The 14,816-nt window shown below is 33.8% G+C and carries 18 protein-coding genes; 14 read left to right on the forward strand and 4 right to left on the reverse strand.

Annotated features, from left to right (window positions below; genetic code table 11):
* Positions 1-4: 4 nt before the first annotated feature.
* Entirely contained in the window at positions 5-463 is a 459-nt protein-coding gene (locus A6J74_RS24585; protein WP_000804859.1) for a YkyB family protein, read from the reverse strand.
* A gap of 176 nt (positions 464-639) precedes the next feature.
* On the opposite strand from A6J74_RS24585, the gene A6J74_RS24590 reads away from it, so the two are divergent.
* Entirely contained in the window at positions 640-2,169 is a 1,530-nt protein-coding gene (locus A6J74_RS24590) for a Ppx/GppA family phosphatase (protein ID WP_000661381.1), read from the forward strand.
* Positions 2,170-2,286: 117 nt separating this feature from the next.
* The gene (locus A6J74_RS24595) at positions 2,287-4,395 is read left to right on the forward strand and encodes a polyphosphate kinase (RefSeq protein ID WP_000421687.1); all 2,109 of its coding nucleotides are present in this window, start codon (positions 2,287-2,289) and stop codon (positions 4,393-4,395) included.
* 168 nt (positions 4,396-4,563) lie between these two features.
* Here A6J74_RS24595 and A6J74_RS24600 read toward each other — a convergent pair whose 3' ends face one another.
* Positions 4,564-4,800: a hypothetical protein gene (locus A6J74_RS24600; RefSeq protein WP_000283739.1), complete on the reverse strand. Its 237-nt coding sequence runs from the start codon at positions 4,798-4,800 to the stop codon at positions 4,564-4,566.
* Between the two features lie 97 nt (positions 4,801-4,897).
* The gene (locus tag A6J74_RS24605) at positions 4,898-5,755 is read right to left on the reverse strand and encodes a metallophosphoesterase (protein ID WP_002048880.1); all 858 of its coding nucleotides are present in this window, start codon (positions 5,753-5,755) and stop codon (positions 4,898-4,900) included.
* Positions 5,756-5,996: 241 nt separating this feature from the next.
* Between A6J74_RS24605 and fadH the strand changes: the two genes are divergently transcribed.
* From fadH to A6J74_RS24620, 4 genes are all read left to right on the forward strand, one after another.
* On the forward strand, positions 5,997-6,761 hold the full coding sequence (gene fadH, locus A6J74_RS24610) for a 2,4-dienoyl-CoA reductase (RefSeq protein ID WP_000660910.1): 765 nt from the start codon (positions 5,997-5,999) through the stop codon (positions 6,759-6,761).
* 255 nt (positions 6,762-7,016) lie between these two features.
* Positions 7,017-8,234 carry an EAL domain-containing protein gene (locus A6J74_RS24615; RefSeq protein WP_000564311.1) on the forward strand — a complete coding sequence of 406 codons (1,218 nt, stop codon included), beginning with the start codon at positions 7,017-7,019 and terminating at the stop codon, positions 8,232-8,234.
* Complete coding sequence (locus tag A6J74_RS30100; RefSeq protein ID WP_000544074.1) at positions 8,234-8,362, forward strand: hypothetical protein; 129 nt, start codon at positions 8,234-8,236, stop codon at positions 8,360-8,362. Before A6J74_RS24615 ends, A6J74_RS30100 begins: the two co-directional genes overlap by 1 nt.
* Before the next feature lie 55 nt (positions 8,363-8,417).
* On the forward strand, positions 8,418-8,906 hold the full coding sequence (locus A6J74_RS24620; RefSeq protein ID WP_080609615.1) for a DUF3993 domain-containing protein: 489 nt from the start codon (positions 8,418-8,420) through the stop codon (positions 8,904-8,906).
* 112 nt (positions 8,907-9,018) lie between these two features.
* Here the strand turns inward: A6J74_RS24620 and A6J74_RS24625 are convergent, their stop codons facing one another.
* The gene (locus A6J74_RS24625) at positions 9,019-9,255 is read right to left on the reverse strand and encodes a glutaredoxin family protein (protein WP_000717877.1); all 237 of its coding nucleotides are present in this window, start codon (positions 9,253-9,255) and stop codon (positions 9,019-9,021) included.
* 233 nt (positions 9,256-9,488) lie between these two features.
* On the opposite strand from A6J74_RS24625, the gene A6J74_RS24630 reads away from it, so the two are divergent.
* The 8 genes from A6J74_RS24630 to A6J74_RS24665 all read left to right on the forward strand — a co-directional run bounded on the left by A6J74_RS24630 (position 9,489) and on the right by A6J74_RS24665 (position 14,658).
* Positions 9,489-9,725 carry a YkuJ family protein gene (locus A6J74_RS24630; RefSeq protein ID WP_000055152.1) on the forward strand — a complete coding sequence of 79 codons (237 nt, stop codon included), beginning with the start codon at positions 9,489-9,491 and terminating at the stop codon, positions 9,723-9,725.
* A 215-nt stretch (positions 9,726-9,940) separates the two neighbouring features.
* The gene (locus A6J74_RS30105; protein ID WP_000440536.1) at positions 9,941-10,090 is read left to right on the forward strand and encodes a hypothetical protein; all 150 of its coding nucleotides are present in this window, start codon (positions 9,941-9,943) and stop codon (positions 10,088-10,090) included.
* A gap of 74 nt (positions 10,091-10,164) precedes the next feature.
* The gene (locus tag A6J74_RS24640; RefSeq protein WP_000348651.1) at positions 10,165-10,683 is read left to right on the forward strand and encodes a ribonuclease H-like YkuK family protein; all 519 of its coding nucleotides are present in this window, start codon (positions 10,165-10,167) and stop codon (positions 10,681-10,683) included.
* A gap of 117 nt (positions 10,684-10,800) precedes the next feature.
* Complete coding sequence (abbA, locus tag A6J74_RS24645) at positions 10,801-10,992, forward strand: antirepressor AbbA (RefSeq protein ID WP_001188532.1); 192 nt, start codon at positions 10,801-10,803, stop codon at positions 10,990-10,992.
* Between the two features lie 169 nt (positions 10,993-11,161).
* Entirely contained in the window at positions 11,162-11,605 is a 444-nt protein-coding gene (gene cbpB, locus A6J74_RS24650) for a cyclic-di-AMP-binding protein CbpB (RefSeq protein WP_000623575.1), read from the forward strand.
* A gap of 182 nt (positions 11,606-11,787) precedes the next feature.
* Positions 11,788-12,672 carry a transcriptional regulator CcpC gene (locus A6J74_RS24655; protein ID WP_002039481.1) on the forward strand — a complete coding sequence of 295 codons (885 nt, stop codon included), beginning with the start codon at positions 11,788-11,790 and terminating at the stop codon, positions 12,670-12,672.
* Positions 12,673-12,743: 71 nt separating this feature from the next.
* Positions 12,744-13,466 carry a 2,3,4,5-tetrahydropyridine-2,6-dicarboxylate N-acetyltransferase gene (gene dapD / locus A6J74_RS24660; RefSeq protein WP_000783253.1) on the forward strand — a complete coding sequence of 241 codons (723 nt, stop codon included), beginning with the start codon at positions 12,744-12,746 and terminating at the stop codon, positions 13,464-13,466.
* A 61-nt stretch (positions 13,467-13,527) separates the two neighbouring features.
* The gene (locus tag A6J74_RS24665) at positions 13,528-14,658 is read left to right on the forward strand and encodes an N-acetyldiaminopimelate deacetylase (protein WP_000218680.1); all 1,131 of its coding nucleotides are present in this window, start codon (positions 13,528-13,530) and stop codon (positions 14,656-14,658) included.
* Positions 14,659-14,816 lie beyond the last annotated feature (158 nt).

Genomic DNA, 14,816 nt, shown 5'->3' on the forward strand with positions numbered 1-14,816 from the left:
TGTTTTATTTTTTTGTATAAGTGCGGCTATACCATGGAACAGGTTCACTTAATTTTTTTTCTTGTTTCAGTGCTTCAGGACCAATATAATCTTGAAGTGTTTTTTTGGAAACTGTTAAAGACAAGGTTGTTTTCGGGTTTCGGTAGGAGGATTCAAGATGACCAAGATGTGGTAGGTTTCGAAAATCTTCTTTCGTAGGAGGGATGTGGAAATAATAATCGCCTAACCGTATAAGAACATCAGATTGTTGTTGGCTAAAACGTGGATTTCTAGAGAAATGTAATCCTTCTTTAATTGCTTTTTTTTCGGCGATTAAACGCTCTAAAGCTGTCTTTTTTAACCAGTATAAATATTTAGGGTTAGTTGCAGCTTTGGCATGACGATTCACAACGAAAATAGATTGAGCTAGTCGATTAATAGGATGTTGGTTTTGTAATTGAGATTGTGGTTGTGAAGGTTTCATATTGAATCTCCTTTCAATTTTTCATTATTATAACATAAATAAAAGAGGTTTTTATTATATGCAAAAAGTGATTGTATACATTTTCAATATTAAAGCAATATTGTTACAAAAAACAACTATTTTGTATAATAGTAATAGAATGTGTTTTGAAATTTGATAATGAAAGAGTGAGAAGTTTGAAAGAACTATTAAAACAACAATATGCCATTATAGATATTGGATCTAATACAATGCGTTTAGTTATTTATGAAAAGCAAAATGGAGGTTTTTATAAAGAAATTGAAAATACGAAAGTGGTTGCTCGGTTAAGAAATTATTTAATCGATGGTGTTTTGAATGAAGAAGGTAAGGAAGTATTGTTACAAACATTATTTCAATTTCAAGAAAGTACAAAATTCCATCAGCTGCATCATGTACTTTGTGTTGCAACGGCAACAATTAGACAGGCTGAGAATCAAGAGGAGATTAAAAAACTTGTTGAAGGACAAACAGACTTTACTCTTAGAGTGTTATCAGAATATGAGGAAGCACGTTACGGCTATTTAGCAGTTATGAATTCTACTTCGTTTTCGGAAGGAATAACAGTAGATATTGGTGGCGGAAGTACGGAAGTTACATATATTAAAAATAGAGAGATTTTAGAGTACCATAGTTTTCCTTTTGGTGCGCTTTCTTTAAAACATCTATTTATTAAAGGTGATATTCCTACTAAAGATGAATTAGAGGAAATTCGAGAGTATTTAGAGTGTCAATTTCGAACGTTACCATGGTTAATTGATAAGAAATTGCCTCTTATTGCAATTGGTGGTAGTGCGAGAAACTTAGCAAAAATCCACCAAAATTTAATAAACTATCCTATAGCGGGAGTACATTTATACAAAATGAAAGAAGAAGATATTGAAAATGTAAAAGGTACATTAGAAAAACAATCGTTTATCGAACTTCAGAAAATGGAAGGATTGGCAAAAGATCGAGCTGATACAATTATTCCAGCGGTTGAAGTATTTCATAAACTTGTAAATATTATAGAAGCAACGGCATTTGTATTAAGCAAAAAAGGATTAAGAGAAGGTGTTTTCTATGAAGAGTTGACGAAAGATTTAGGGATTTCATATTATCCGAATGTAGTTGAAGAAAGCTTACATTTGTTATCACACGAATATGAAATGGATATGGAATTTGTCATTCAACTTATTAAACATGGAAGATTGATTTGTAAACAACTCGAAGAAATGGGACTGATTTCTGTTTCGATAAAAGACTGGGAAGCATTCCATCAAGCAGCGAAAGTATTTAACATTGGAAAATATATAGACGAAGAAGCGAGTCGTTTACACACGTTTTATTTATTGGCGAATAAAACAATTGATGGCATGATGCATAAAGATCGAGTGAGGTTAGCGCTTATTGCATCTTATAAATCAAAAATGCTATTTAAACAACATTTATCTCCATTTGAAGGTTGGTTTGATAAAAGCGAACAAAAAAAAATCCGCCTATTAGGGGCTGTTTTACAATTTTCAGCTGCTTTAAATGTAAGACAAAGATCGCTTGTCGATACGATATCCATAACAGAAAATAAAGAAGGATTAACGTTTAGAATTTTATGTGAGCAATCGGCATTAGCAGAAAAAGTACAAGCTGAAAAACAAAAAAAGCAGCTAGAAAGAGTGTTAAAAACGAATATTAACTTGTCATTTGAATGAAAATGTTAGGTTGTACGGATGTCTTTACAAAAAATTTACACTTTATAATATTGTAATTTGCTAAAATAAAAGTAACTAAATTATAGTAAAAAAGTTTCAAGGGGAAGTGTGAAGAGAATGGAATTGTTGAAGGGGAACATCGTAAATTTAAATGATACAGCATATTATAATAACCGAGAGCTAAGTTGGTTAGCATTTAATGAACGTGTACTACAAGAAGCGCAAGATGAAAATAATCCACTCTTGGAAAGATTAAAGTTTATTAGTATTTTTAGCTCGAATTTAGATGAATTCTTTATGGTACGTGTAGCGGGTTTGAAAGATCAAGTGAGTGCTGGGTTTAATCAACCAGAAAATAAAGCTGGCTTAACACCAAAAAAACAATTAAATAAAATTGAGATAAAAGCCCATGAATTAATGACCGTACAATATGATACGTTTAAAAATTACGTATTGCCAGCGCTTGAATTAGAGGGGATTGAGCGTTTAACATTCCATGATTTGACGAAAGAACAGAGAGAATTTATAGAAGATTATTTTGATGAGCAAATTTTTCCGGTTTTAACGCCTGTAGCTATCGATGCATACCGTCCATTTCCGATGTTATTAAATAAAAGTTTGAACTTAGCTACTCTTTTATATGATGAGAAGCAAGTGGAGGAAGAAAACCGTACGAAGTTAGGAATTGTGCAAGTTCCTTCATTACTTGAACGCTTCATATTTTTACCGAGTGAAGGGCAAAAGCATAAATTTATTTTATTAGAAGACGTAATTAGTAGTTTTACTCATAAATTATTCACAGGATATAAAGTATCATCTGTTACTCGTTTCCGTATTACACGTAATGCGGATTTAACAATTCATGAAGAGGGTGCGAGGGATTTATTAAAGGTAATTGAAAAAGAGTTGAAAAAGCGTAAGTGGGGAGCTGCTGTACGTTTAGAAGTTGGCAAAGAACACATTGATGAAAGAGTATTAACATTATTATACGAGGTGTTGGAAGTAAAAGATGAAGATGTATATATAATGGATGGACCGTTAGATTTAACATGTTTATTCTCTTTATATAAAAAATTAGCACCATTATATGAACATCTCATTTATCCAGCCCTTATTCCGCAACCACCTCAAGACTTAGGTGATGAGGAAGATGTATTTGAAAAGGCGATTGAGCATGATATTTTATTACATCATCCTTTTGAATCGTTTCAGCCAGTAGTTGATTTTGTCCGTGATGCGGCAGACGATCCGAATGTACTTGCGATTAAACAAACATTATATCGAGTAAGTGGTGATTCTCCGATTATTCAGGCGCTAAAAGTAGCAGCTGAAAAAGGAAAACAAGTCACAGTGTTGGTGGAGTTAAAAGCAAGGTTTGATGAAGAGAATAATGTTCATTGGGCTAAAGAATTAGAACAGGCTGGGTGTCACGTTATTTACGGTGTAAGTCACTTGAAAACGCATAGTAAAATTACGCTAGTTGTAAGAAGAAAAAACGGAAAAATCGAAAGATTCGTACATCTTGGAACCGGAAATTATAATGATGCAACAGCAAAGTTATATACCGATTTTGGCTATATTACATCACGAAAAGACTTTGGGGTCGATGCAACAAATTTCTTTAATTATTTAAGTGGTTATACAACGAAACCGCATTTTCACCATTTATCAGTTGCACCATTTGATATAAGAGAGCAATTTATGGATTTAATAGATGAAGAAATTCGTTATCATAGGCAATATGGAAATGGCTATATTATCGCTAAGATGAATTCACTAACGGATAAACCATTAATAAAAAAAATGTATGAAGCATCACAAGCGGGAGTAAAGGTAGAGCTCATCGTTCGAGGAACATGTTGTTTAAGACCTGGTATTCCAAATGTAAGTGAAAATATTCGTGTAGTTAGTGTTGTAGGAAGATATCTAGAACATAGCCGTATTTATTATTTCCATCATAATGGAGAGGAGAAAATATATTTATCTTCAGCTGATTGGATGACGCGAAATATGGAGAAACGAGTAGAAATATCCTTCCCAATTCTAGATATTGAAATGAAAGCAAGAATAAAGGCGATTTTACAGCTTACTTTAGCAGATAATGTGAAAACACGCGAACAAAATAAAGACGGTGACTACTATTATGTTATTAATAGTAGTGCAGAGGAGATTGATAGCCAAGTGAAGTTGTTTAAGATGGCGTATCAAAATACAGATGCTGAATAGCAAGAACAAAGTAAAAAACCTCTTATTAATAAGAGGTTTTTTACTTTGTTCTCTACTTATTATACGTTCTCAAAATAGAAGAATGTGTAGAGAGAATAGTTTTTATTGTAAGCATATTAATCGATTGTCTAATAGAGAGAATAGCGTTGGTAGAATTGTTGGCATACATTAATAATAGTATGGTTGTTGACAAGGTCCACCATAACAAGGATAAGGTGCTGGTGGCGGGTAAGGTGGTGGATAAGGTGGATAAAATGGTCTAGGGCCGAAAGCTAATGCTCCGCCGAGCAATCCACCAGCAATTCCAGCTAGAAATGGAACGCCAAAAAACGGAAAGAATCGTGAGTCGCCTACTGGGCCAATAGGTGCTGAACGAACTGGGATTGGTTGATAATATGGATACATGAACAAACCTCCTTTATTGGACTCACTTTTATCATATGGTAAACGAAACGTGGATGAGCGCGTACAAGAAAGGATATGTAAGAAAATAGGCGAATTATTACGAATGTTGTAGGGTGAAGAGTGTAATTTCAGGTTTTGACATAAACCGGAATGGGACACGTGTTCTTCCAAGTCCGCGATTGACATAGAGAGATAAGTCTTGAATGGAATAGAAGCCTTCAATGTAGTGTTTGGCAAGTGATGGGGTAACGATAGCACCTAAAAAAGGGATTTTTACTTGTCCGCCGTGGCTATGACCAGAAAGTTGCAAGTTGATTGGATATGTAGCAATTTGTGGCGCAATATCTGGCTCGTGAACAAGAACAATGTTATAAGTATTTTGCCGCGCTTGTTGTAGTGTTTCCGCTATTTTTGGTTTGCCAAGTAGTATATCATCGAGTCCGAAAATAGAAATTTCACTATTATCCAGTAGACGAATTCGTTTTTCGCTATTTTGTAATAGTTCAAATCCAGATTCACGCATGATGTGATCATAGTATTCAGTTCCATATCCGCCGTGATCATGGTTACCATAAATAGCAAATTTACCGAAGGGTGCTTGTATATTCTTTAAAATGGATGCAACGAAAGGAGTATCAGTATATGTTTGGTAATTATCAATGAGATCACCAGTAAAAAGGACAATATCTGGGTTTGCAGCATTAATCTTAGAAATGATTTGAGATAAATGTTGGAGCGAGAAATAGTATCCGAGATGTAAATCGCTAAATTGAAGAATCTTCATACCATGAAAACTTTTTGGTATGAGCTGTGATTTTAGTGTGTGCTCTGTAAAAGAGATCATATGCGGCTCTATGTATTTAGCGTAATAGTAACCGATACTAGTGGTTATAAATGAATATAGACAAGTGCGTATTCCATTTTTCAAAAAATCTCTTCGTGTAATTTGCTTCATAAAAGTATGAGTATACCTATTTGATTTATATCATGTGTTTTCGTTCCATATACAGGCTACTCAAATCTCCTTTCAGTTTTTTTTAATATATTTAAAATAATAAAGAAGTAGTATAGCTTACGGAAAAATGAATGAAAAGAAGTCTCTTTAAGTTAAAATATCAGAAAAGTTTAAAAATATAAAGATTTCTATCAAATAAAATGATAAAATGAATGTGTATTCATTTTTGGGAGGGATATATATGAAAGAGAAGGTAGTAATTATAACAGGTGGATCGAGTGGAATGGGAAAAGGAATGGCAACTCGTTTTGCAAAAGAAGGGGCACGAGTTGTTATTACAGGGCGTACAAAAGAAAAACTGGAGGAAACAAAGTTAGAGATTGAACAGTTTCCAGGGCAAATATTGCCTGTACAAATGGATGTACGAAATACTGAAGATATTCAGAAAATGATTGAACATATTGATGAAAAGTTCGGACGAATTGATATTTTAATAAATAATGCAGCTGGCAACTTTATTTGTCCAGCAGAAGATTTATCTGTGAATGGCTGGAATTCGGTCATTAATATTGTGTTAAATGGTACATTTTATTGCAGTCAAGCTGTCGGGAAGTATTGGATTGAGAAAGGTATAAAAGGAAATATCATTAATATGGTAGCGACATATGCATGGGATGCAGGTCCAGGAGTTATTCATTCGGCTGCAGCAAAAGCTGGCGTATTAGCAATGACTAAAACGCTTGCTGTTGAGTGGGGACGTAAATATGGAATACGAGTTAACGCTATCGCACCAGGGCCGATTGAACGTACGGGCGGTGCCGATAAATTATGGATTTCAGAAGAAATGGCTAAGCGTACACTACAAAGTGTGCCACTTGGAAGACTAGGTACGCCAGAAGAAATTGCGGGTCTAGCTTATTATATATGTTCAGATGAAGCTGCATACATAAATGGAACATGCATGACAATGGATGGAGGACAACACTTGCATCAATATCCATTTTAAGAGGGATGACCAAATGAATGTTTGATTCATTTTTTTGTGGTAAAATGTGACGGAATTGTGACATGTGAAAGAAAGGTATTTACAAGAGGTCATATATACGGTATATTTAAGACCTCTTTTTTCTTCATAGTAGAATTGCTAATTCCCCTTAGCATTTTACCCCTCTAATCCCTTCAGGAAAACTGAAGGGATTTTTTATTATTTTTCCGTAAATATCGTGTTATAATTTTTGAAAAGTAAAGGGAGGGAAGCACGTTGATAGATGCATTAGATGTAATGAGTAACTTGGATAAAGTCCTTCCTTATTATCAAGCTATTTTTAGTGCTGATGAACATACAGTAATTGGATATGAAGTAGTAGGACGTATTCAAACAGAAGAGGGCATACAAAGTTTAGCTTCGTTCTTTCATGATGATTCTATTCCAAGTGAGTTTCAACTGGAAGCGGATAATATTATAGTAGAAAAAGCTTTAAACCGTTATTTAGAAAGCAATCAAAAATTGTTATTATTTATACATCGAAATGCTAACGTATTAATGAATGACGAAGATGAAAGTTTACTTCAACTTTTATTGATGTATGAAAAACAAGGTTTAAATTTGAACCACATTGTTTTAGAGATAACAGAGCATGAATGTAAAGAAGATATTGAGCAATTTAATCATTTGCTTATGTATTATCGTACATATGGTATTCAGATTTCGATTAATAAAGTTGGAACGGGTACAAGTAATTTAGAACGTATTAGCGTGTTAGCACCTGATATTTTAAAAGTAGATTTAACAAACTTAAGGCAAACTGCACTTATACAATCTTATCAAGATATTTTATATTCCTTATCTTTACTTGCAAGAAGAATTGGTGCAACGTTGTTATATGAAGAAATTGATGCTTTTTATCAACTACAATATGCTTGGAAAAACGGTGGTAGATACTATCAAGGTAATTATTTAAAAGAATGTTTACCTGATTTTATTGAAACGAATGTTTTAAAAGAGAGACTTGGTAATGAATGTCATCAATTTATTCAGCATGAGAAAAAGAAGTTGCAAAAAATTTATCATTTAACAGAGATGTTACGTGATCGAATTGGTGATGTTCTGTCAAAACAAAAAAAGAATGAAGATATAAATGATTGGTTATTACAATTTAGCCAAAGTATATCACAATGTAGTTTTCGCATATTTATTTGCAATGAAGATGGTTTTCAACAATCAGGTAATGTTATGAAAAAAGATGGGGAATGGATTGTGATGCCGGAGTATTATATGAAGAACTGGAGTTGGCGTCCGTATTTTCTTGAGAATATTATGAAAATGCGTTTTGAAAATAAGGCGAGACTTTCAGATTTATATGCCGATATTGAAACTGGTGAAATGGTACGAACATTTTCTTTCCCGATTGATGATGAAAACTTTTTATTTATAGATTTATCTTATGAATATTTATATGAAGAAGATGTTTTATTTTAATGCACGAAGAGATTCGTGCATTTTTTTGTTTGTTTTTATCAGAAATTGGTAATAGTGAAAATGGTGATGAAAATGCTGTCTATCGTTGTAAAGATTTTACGAACGAAACCATCCCTTTCTTTGCATAATCATTGTTACAATGAATACTACAAAGACAAGTTCTTTTAAAAGGAAGGTGAAAAAATGAGGAAATATGGAATATGGCTTGTTCTATTTGTATGTGTTGCCTTTCTAGTTGGTTATAGTGTTACAACTGTTTTAGGAAAAGAGGAATTGAAAGTCGATCGGAAAGACGTGTTTACAACGATACAAAAAGGCTATGAAACCCAATTTTCAATTCGCGGGAAGCATTTGCCGATGAATAAGATGATAGAGACGTTATCACCGTATTTTACAGATAATTTCCTTCAAGTATTTACAGATGAAAATAGTAGAAGTGATAAACAAAGTGATGAATATTTACTTCCAGCAAAAGAAGCACCGTTTTCTTTTAATTCGGAAACGAAAATGGCGTATGATGAAGAGCATAAAAATTTATATGTATATGAGCGGGCGAAAAGTGGACAATATCAAATTGTAACATTGAAAAGGGATCAAGATAAATGGAAATTAGCAGGGTATCATGAAAGCCAAGAACTTTTAACTGAAATAAAAAGGTTACAACAATTATAAAGCTAATAATCAGTGGGGGCTTTATATCCCACTGATTATTAGCTTTCATCAATCGGGAGTTTTACTGCCCATAAATAACGAGATAAAAATAGGAATAGGTATTTACCTATTCCTATTCTATATTGAGTAGCTGTTGTAATTTTTCGATTTGAAAACCTGCAACCACTTCACCGTCGATTACAACTGTTGGAGTTGAATAGGAATCATAGTCGTATAAAAGTCGATCTCGAGCAGCAGCGTCTTTTTTTACGTCAAATTCTTCATATGAAACGTTATTATGCTTTAAAAATTCTTTCACAATGACACATGGCGGACAATCAGGTTGTGTGTAAACCTCAATTTTTTTCATTGTAATTCCTCCTTTTTTCTGTTTTTTATTATATTATTCCAGTATGGAAATCGCAATAAAGAAGGAAAAAGATGTTCTTTCTGTGTTTTCCTTTGCATTTCGACAAATTTTTAGTTGAGTTTCTGGCCAATAACCTTTATCCTAGACTGTGGAACATTTTTTCTGTTATGACGGATAGAATGAGTATAGCTGTAAAACCTATTGGTAGGAAGATTAGAGAAAGGAGAGATTTCATGTCTCTACTCCAAGGAATTTTAACACGACTTGTTAGTCTACAAGAACAAGCTGTAAGCGGTGAAGTAGCACAACGCTATTTTGAAGTGAACGGTGAGCGCAAATGTAGCGTGAAATTTTTCGATAAAAGTGAAATGTATGAATTAGAAGTGTATCAACAAGGTGAAAAACCTCAAGTGTATCAATTCGATAATATCGATATGGTTGCAATTGAGATTTACGATATCATTTCTTGATACATATAAAAAAGGTACTGCCTATCGCAGTACCTTTTTTAGTTCTTTTACTTTCCAGTATATATGTATAGGAATTTTTCGTTTTTCCTACAATGGTAATAAAGTAAGACTTTAATCAGTGGAAGTGCTTATTATCGACTGATGATTGGCCTACATCAATCAGGAGTTTTACTGCTCGAAAATAGCGTGATAAAAATAAATAGGAGGTGTGTTATGTGGAACGTTTACCAGTTGTGATCTGTCCTAATTGCCACAATTCTGCAGAGATTATTCATGTATTAACGGCTCAATCGAATCAAAATGTAATTTATACTTGCCAAGTTTGTCATTTTGTAATGCGAAATATTGAGACGAATAAAGGATAGTAAGTTATAATTTTTGTTTTTGTCCCATACAATGAGAATACGAAAAGTCTGTCTAATGGAAAGGACGTGACTATGTGGACGGTGGGCATAAATTCTATAATGTTTCAGAGAGACATTTGAATTTTGATACGGTCTTTAACCGCATTTGTAGTTTCATTGAAAAGGATCCACGAAATTTATATCGATTATCTATTGGGACAGACTCACAGGCACATCAAAAAGATACGAGATTTATTACGGCAATCCATATTCACCGTGTTGGAAAAGGGGCTTGGGGATGTTTACACCATAGGTCAGTAAAAGATAAGCCGGCAACATTACGGGAGAAAATATATTTAGAAACACAGTTTAGTCAAGAAATCGCTTGCCTATTTACTCCTAACCATATACAAACCATATGGGATTTATTGCATCCATATGCTCAAGAGGGGGCTGGGTTCATAATGGAAATTCATTTGGACATAGGGAATGATGGTTTAACAAAAGAATTTATTTTAGATATGACAGCGAAAATTCAAGCGATGGGATTAACTGCAAAAATTAAGCCGGATGCTTATGCGGCATTTAGTTATGCAAATCGATATACGAAATAATTTTTATATGGTTACAATTGTTACATGTTTTTATTAAAAACTGAATATTACATCTACTAAATAAGTTGGAAATTTTATATAATGAGAGTAACGATGGGATTATAAGGAGAGGGGTATATGCAAAGGGAATTTGTTTTAACGAAAGAAGAAGAAAGTTTGTTACTAGATATTTTATTTCAACAAAATTATGCGAGTGAAATTTTAGCTGTAGAACTTACAGATATTGAGAATGGTTTGAAACAGACAGATGTGACGCAATATAAAAAAATCACAAGGTTATTTTACAGATTAAAAAATAAAGGGTATTAAGTGCTACCGTAATGGTAGTCTTTTTTTTGTGTTGTATGCTAAAATAGCTGTGTAATTGTATTTTTATTGAAATAAAGTTAGGACAAAATAATAATGTGAAAACGCTGTCATAAAATAAGAATAGAATCGGTGAATATAAGCAGGAAAAAGGGAAAATGGGGGATGTAACATGATTAGTATTCCAAAAGACGAGTTTCAGCAAATTCTTGTGAAAGATTTAATGATTTCATCAGAAAAAGTAGCACATGTCCAAATTGGGAATGGATTAGAGCATGCTTTACTCGTTCTTGTGAAATCTGGATATTCGGCAATACCTGTTTTAGACCCAATGTATAAATTACATGGGTTGATTAGTACTGCTATGATTTTAGATGGTATGTTAGGGTTAGAGCGCATTGAGTTTGAAAGACTTGATGATATGAAAGTAGAACAAGTGATGAAGGAAGATATTCCGGTTCTTAAGTTAGAAGATTCATTTGCAAAAGCTTTAGAAATGACAATTGATCATCCTTTTATTTGTGCTGTAAATGAAGAAGGGTATTTCGAGGGGATTTTAACACGTAGAGCTATTTTAAAATTATTGAATAAAAAAGTACGGCAGCATAATCGATAGACAATAGGAGGAAAGTGACTTCATAGAAACGGAGAAGTCACTTTTTTTCGTGCATATCAGTTGTGTATGTATTATATTTAAAAAGACATAAAACATAAGGAAAGTTCGAACTGAAAAATTGTATTTTTTGTATAAAAGTATTCAGTTAAATTCAGGATGAAAAGCTTATTGAAATAAGGTGTATGGAAGCTAAGGAAAGAGGGAGAAAGTTGCAAATTGATGATTTTCAAATGATGGTTGTGTTAGCCCAGGAATCAAATATGAGAAAAGCGGCGGAACGTTTATTTGTTTCCCAACCTGCGCTTAGTCAACGATTACAATCTATGGAGAAACAATGGGGAATGAAATTTTTTATTCGTTCACAAAAAGGATTGACAATTACACCTGAAGGGGAAAAAGTCGCAAATTATGCAAAAGAAATGTTACAAAGAGAAGAGAATATTAAGAGCGAACTGGCAGTTTTTAGAACGGAAACATATGGAACGTTAAAAATAGCTGTTGCATCGGTTATTGGTCAATATTGGCTCCCTCCTGTGTTGAAAAAGTTTGTACAAAAGTATCCTTCTGTGAAGATATCGCTGTTTACTGGCTGGAGTAGTGAAGTGCAAAAGCAATTTTATGAGGGCGATGTTCATGTAGCTATATTAAGGGGATCACAGGAATATAAAGGACAAAAGCAACAATTATTTGAAGATGAATTATATTTAGTCGATAAAGAAATAAAAGATATTTCGATGTTAAAAGAAACAAATAGACCGTTTATTCAATTTAAAAGTGATTCGACTTATTATGGTCAAATACAAAATTGGTGGTATGGGTTATTCTCTAACCCACCTAAGCGAACAATTGTAGTTGATCAAATTGAGACGTGCAAACAACTTGTTCTAAATGGTATAGGTTATGCATTATTGCCTTCTACAGTATTAAAAGAAGTGCAGGAAAATATGTATAAAACACCTGTTCAATTAACGAGAGAAACATGGTTGTTAACGAGTGAATCAGCAAGACAATTGAAGCAAGTACAAGCGTTTTTAGAAATTATAGAAGAAATTCAAAGGGAAAAATAAGATTATTGTCTTGCTACTCGCTCTATCGTTTGGTAGAGTAACAATATAAATGGATTTAGGAGGCAACAAGAATGAAAATGATGGACGCTAACGAAATTATTTCGTTTATTCAAAAAAGTGAAAAGAAAACTCCTGTAAAGGTATACATAAAAGGGGATTTAAAAGAAGTAACGTTCCCTGAAACAGTACAAGCATTTGTAAATAAAAAATCTGGTGTAGTATTCGGAGAATGGTCTGAAATTAAGACAATTCTTGATGAAAATAGCAAGCACATTGTTGACTATGTAGTTGAGAACGATCGTCGTAATTCTGCAATCCCAATGCTTGATTTAAAAGGTATTAAAGCTCGTATTGAGCCAGGCGCAATTATTCGTGACCACGTTGAAATTGGTGACAACGCTGTTATCATGATGAATGCAACAATTAACATCGGTGCTGTAATTGGCGAAGGTACTATGATCGACATGAACGCAGTGCTTGGTGGACGTGCAACGGTTGGCAAAAACTGTCATGTAGGTGCAGGTGCTGTACTTGCGGGTGTTATTGAGCCACCTTCTGCAAAACCAGTTATCGTTGAAGACGATGTTGTAATTGGTGCAAATGTAGTTGTTTTAGAGGGCGTTACAGTAGGTAAAGGTGCAGTTGTAGCAGCAGGAGCTGTTGTAACAGAAGATGTGCCTCCATATACAGTTGTTGCGGGAACTCCAGCACGTGTAATTAAAGAAATTGATGAGAAGACAAAAGCGAAAACTGAAATCAAACAAGAGCTTCGTCAATTAAACCCAGAGAAATAAAAAACAAAAAGCGTAAGAGCATAAATAGGCTCTTACGCTTTTTATAGATAGAGGTGCAAAAATGACAGTAAGCAAATTTGTCCAAGTTCGTAGAGATTTACACAAAATCCCGGAAATTGGATTTAAAGAGTGGAAAACACAACAGTACATTTTAGAGTATATAGAAACACTTCCTAACGAATATTTGGAAGTGAGAACATGGAAAACAGGTGTAATTGTTAAAGTAAATGGGAAAAGCCCAGAGAAAATAATAGGTTATCGTGCAGATATAGATGGTTTGCCAATAACAGAGGAAACTGGATACGAATTTGCTTCTGTACATGAAGGAATGATGCATGCATGTGGACATGATTTGCATACAACAATTGGTCTAGGCCTCCTAACAGCAGCTGTGAGTGAAAGAATAGATGATGACCTTGTGTTTCTATTCCAGCCGGCAGAAGAAGGTCCAGGTGGCGCTCTTCCTATGTTAGAAAGTGAAGAGCTAAAAGGATGGAAGCCTAATATAATTCTTGGTCTTCATATTGCACCAGAATACGCTGTAGGAACAATTGCGACAAAAGAAGGTCTGTTATTTGCGAATACATCAGAATTATATGTTGATTTAAAAGGAAAAGGTGGACATGCGGCTTATCCACATACTGCGAATGATATGATTGTTGCAGCCAGTCACCTTGTTACACAACTTCAATCCGTTATTAGTCGTAATGTGAATCCTCTTGACAGTGCGGTAATTACAATTGGAAAAATAACAGGTGGTACAGTTCAAAATATTATCGCAGAAAAATCTCGTTTAGAAGGAACGATTCGAACATTATCAGTGGAATCAATGAAGCGTGTGAAAAGCAGAATTGAGGCAATTGTTGCAGGTATCGAAGCTTCTTTCCAGTGTGAGGCGATTATAGATTACGGAGCAATGTATCATCAAGTATATAACCACGAAGAGTTAACGAGAGAGTTTATGCAATTTGTACATAAACAAACTGATATGAATGTTATTACATGTACTGAGGCAATGACAGGTGAAGATTTTGGTTATATGCTTCGAGAAATCCCTGGATTTATGTTTTGGCTTGGAGTAAATTCAGAATATGGTTTACATCATGCGAAATTAAAACCAGACGAAGAAGTGATTGAAAAGGCAATTACATTTTTAAGCCAATATGTAAAGTGGAAAGGAAATAGAAAATAAAACTTCCGCTCTCTTGAAGGTTCCAAAAAAATTTTTGTTCTGAGGTGTAAGTAACGCTCGTATAGATTGATTTTAGACATTTACATACAAATGAAAGAATTAAAGTTAATTGTACTGTTTTAATAATGAGCAGGGGGTTTTAGCCACTGCTCATTATT

Source organism: Bacillus sp. FDAARGOS_235 (assembly GCF_002073415.2).
Taxonomy (GTDB): Bacteria; Bacillota; Bacilli; order Bacillales; family Bacillaceae_G; genus Bacillus_A; species Bacillus_A toyonensis.

What these genes read in the sequence shown, in the direction of transcription:
- A6J74_RS24600 (WP_000283739.1), bottom strand. Translation starts at nt 4,800, where the DNA reads ATGTATCCATATTATCAACCAATCCCAGTTCGTTCAGCACCTATTGGC.
- dapD (WP_000783253.1), top strand. Translation starts at nt 12,744, where the DNA reads ATGAAAATGATGGACGCTAACGAAATTATTTCGTTTATTCAAAAAAGT.
- A6J74_RS30100 (WP_000544074.1), top strand. Translation starts at nt 8,234, where the DNA reads ATGCACGAAGAGATTCGTGCATTTTTTTGTTTGTTTTTATCAGAAATT.
- A6J74_RS24630 (WP_000055152.1), top strand. Translation starts at nt 9,489, where the DNA reads ATGTCTCTACTCCAAGGAATTTTAACACGACTTGTTAGTCTACAAGAA.
- A6J74_RS24620 (WP_080609615.1), top strand. Translation starts at nt 8,418, where the DNA reads ATGAGGAAATATGGAATATGGCTTGTTCTATTTGTATGTGTTGCCTTT.
- A6J74_RS24655 (WP_002039481.1), top strand. Translation starts at nt 11,788, where the DNA reads ATGGAAGCTAAGGAAAGAGGGAGAAAGTTGCAAATTGATGATTTTCAA.
- A6J74_RS24665 (WP_000218680.1), top strand. Translation starts at nt 13,528, where the DNA reads ATGACAGTAAGCAAATTTGTCCAAGTTCGTAGAGATTTACACAAAATC.
- A6J74_RS24625 (WP_000717877.1), bottom strand. Translation starts at nt 9,255, where the DNA reads ATGAAAAAAATTGAGGTTTACACACAACCTGATTGTCCGCCATGTGTC.
- abbA (WP_001188532.1), top strand. Translation starts at nt 10,801, where the DNA reads ATGCAAAGGGAATTTGTTTTAACGAAAGAAGAAGAAAGTTTGTTACTA.
- A6J74_RS24605 (WP_002048880.1), bottom strand. Translation starts at nt 5,755, where the DNA reads ATGAAGCAAATTACACGAAGAGATTTTTTGAAAAATGGAATACGCACT.
- fadH (WP_000660910.1), top strand. Translation starts at nt 5,997, where the DNA reads ATGAAAGAGAAGGTAGTAATTATAACAGGTGGATCGAGTGGAATGGGA.
- A6J74_RS24585 (WP_000804859.1), bottom strand. Translation starts at nt 463, where the DNA reads ATGAAACCTTCACAACCACAATCTCAATTACAAAACCAACATCCTATT.
- cbpB (WP_000623575.1), top strand. Translation starts at nt 11,162, where the DNA reads ATGATTAGTATTCCAAAAGACGAGTTTCAGCAAATTCTTGTGAAAGAT.
- A6J74_RS24595 (WP_000421687.1), top strand. Translation starts at nt 2,287, where the DNA reads ATGGAATTGTTGAAGGGGAACATCGTAAATTTAAATGATACAGCATAT.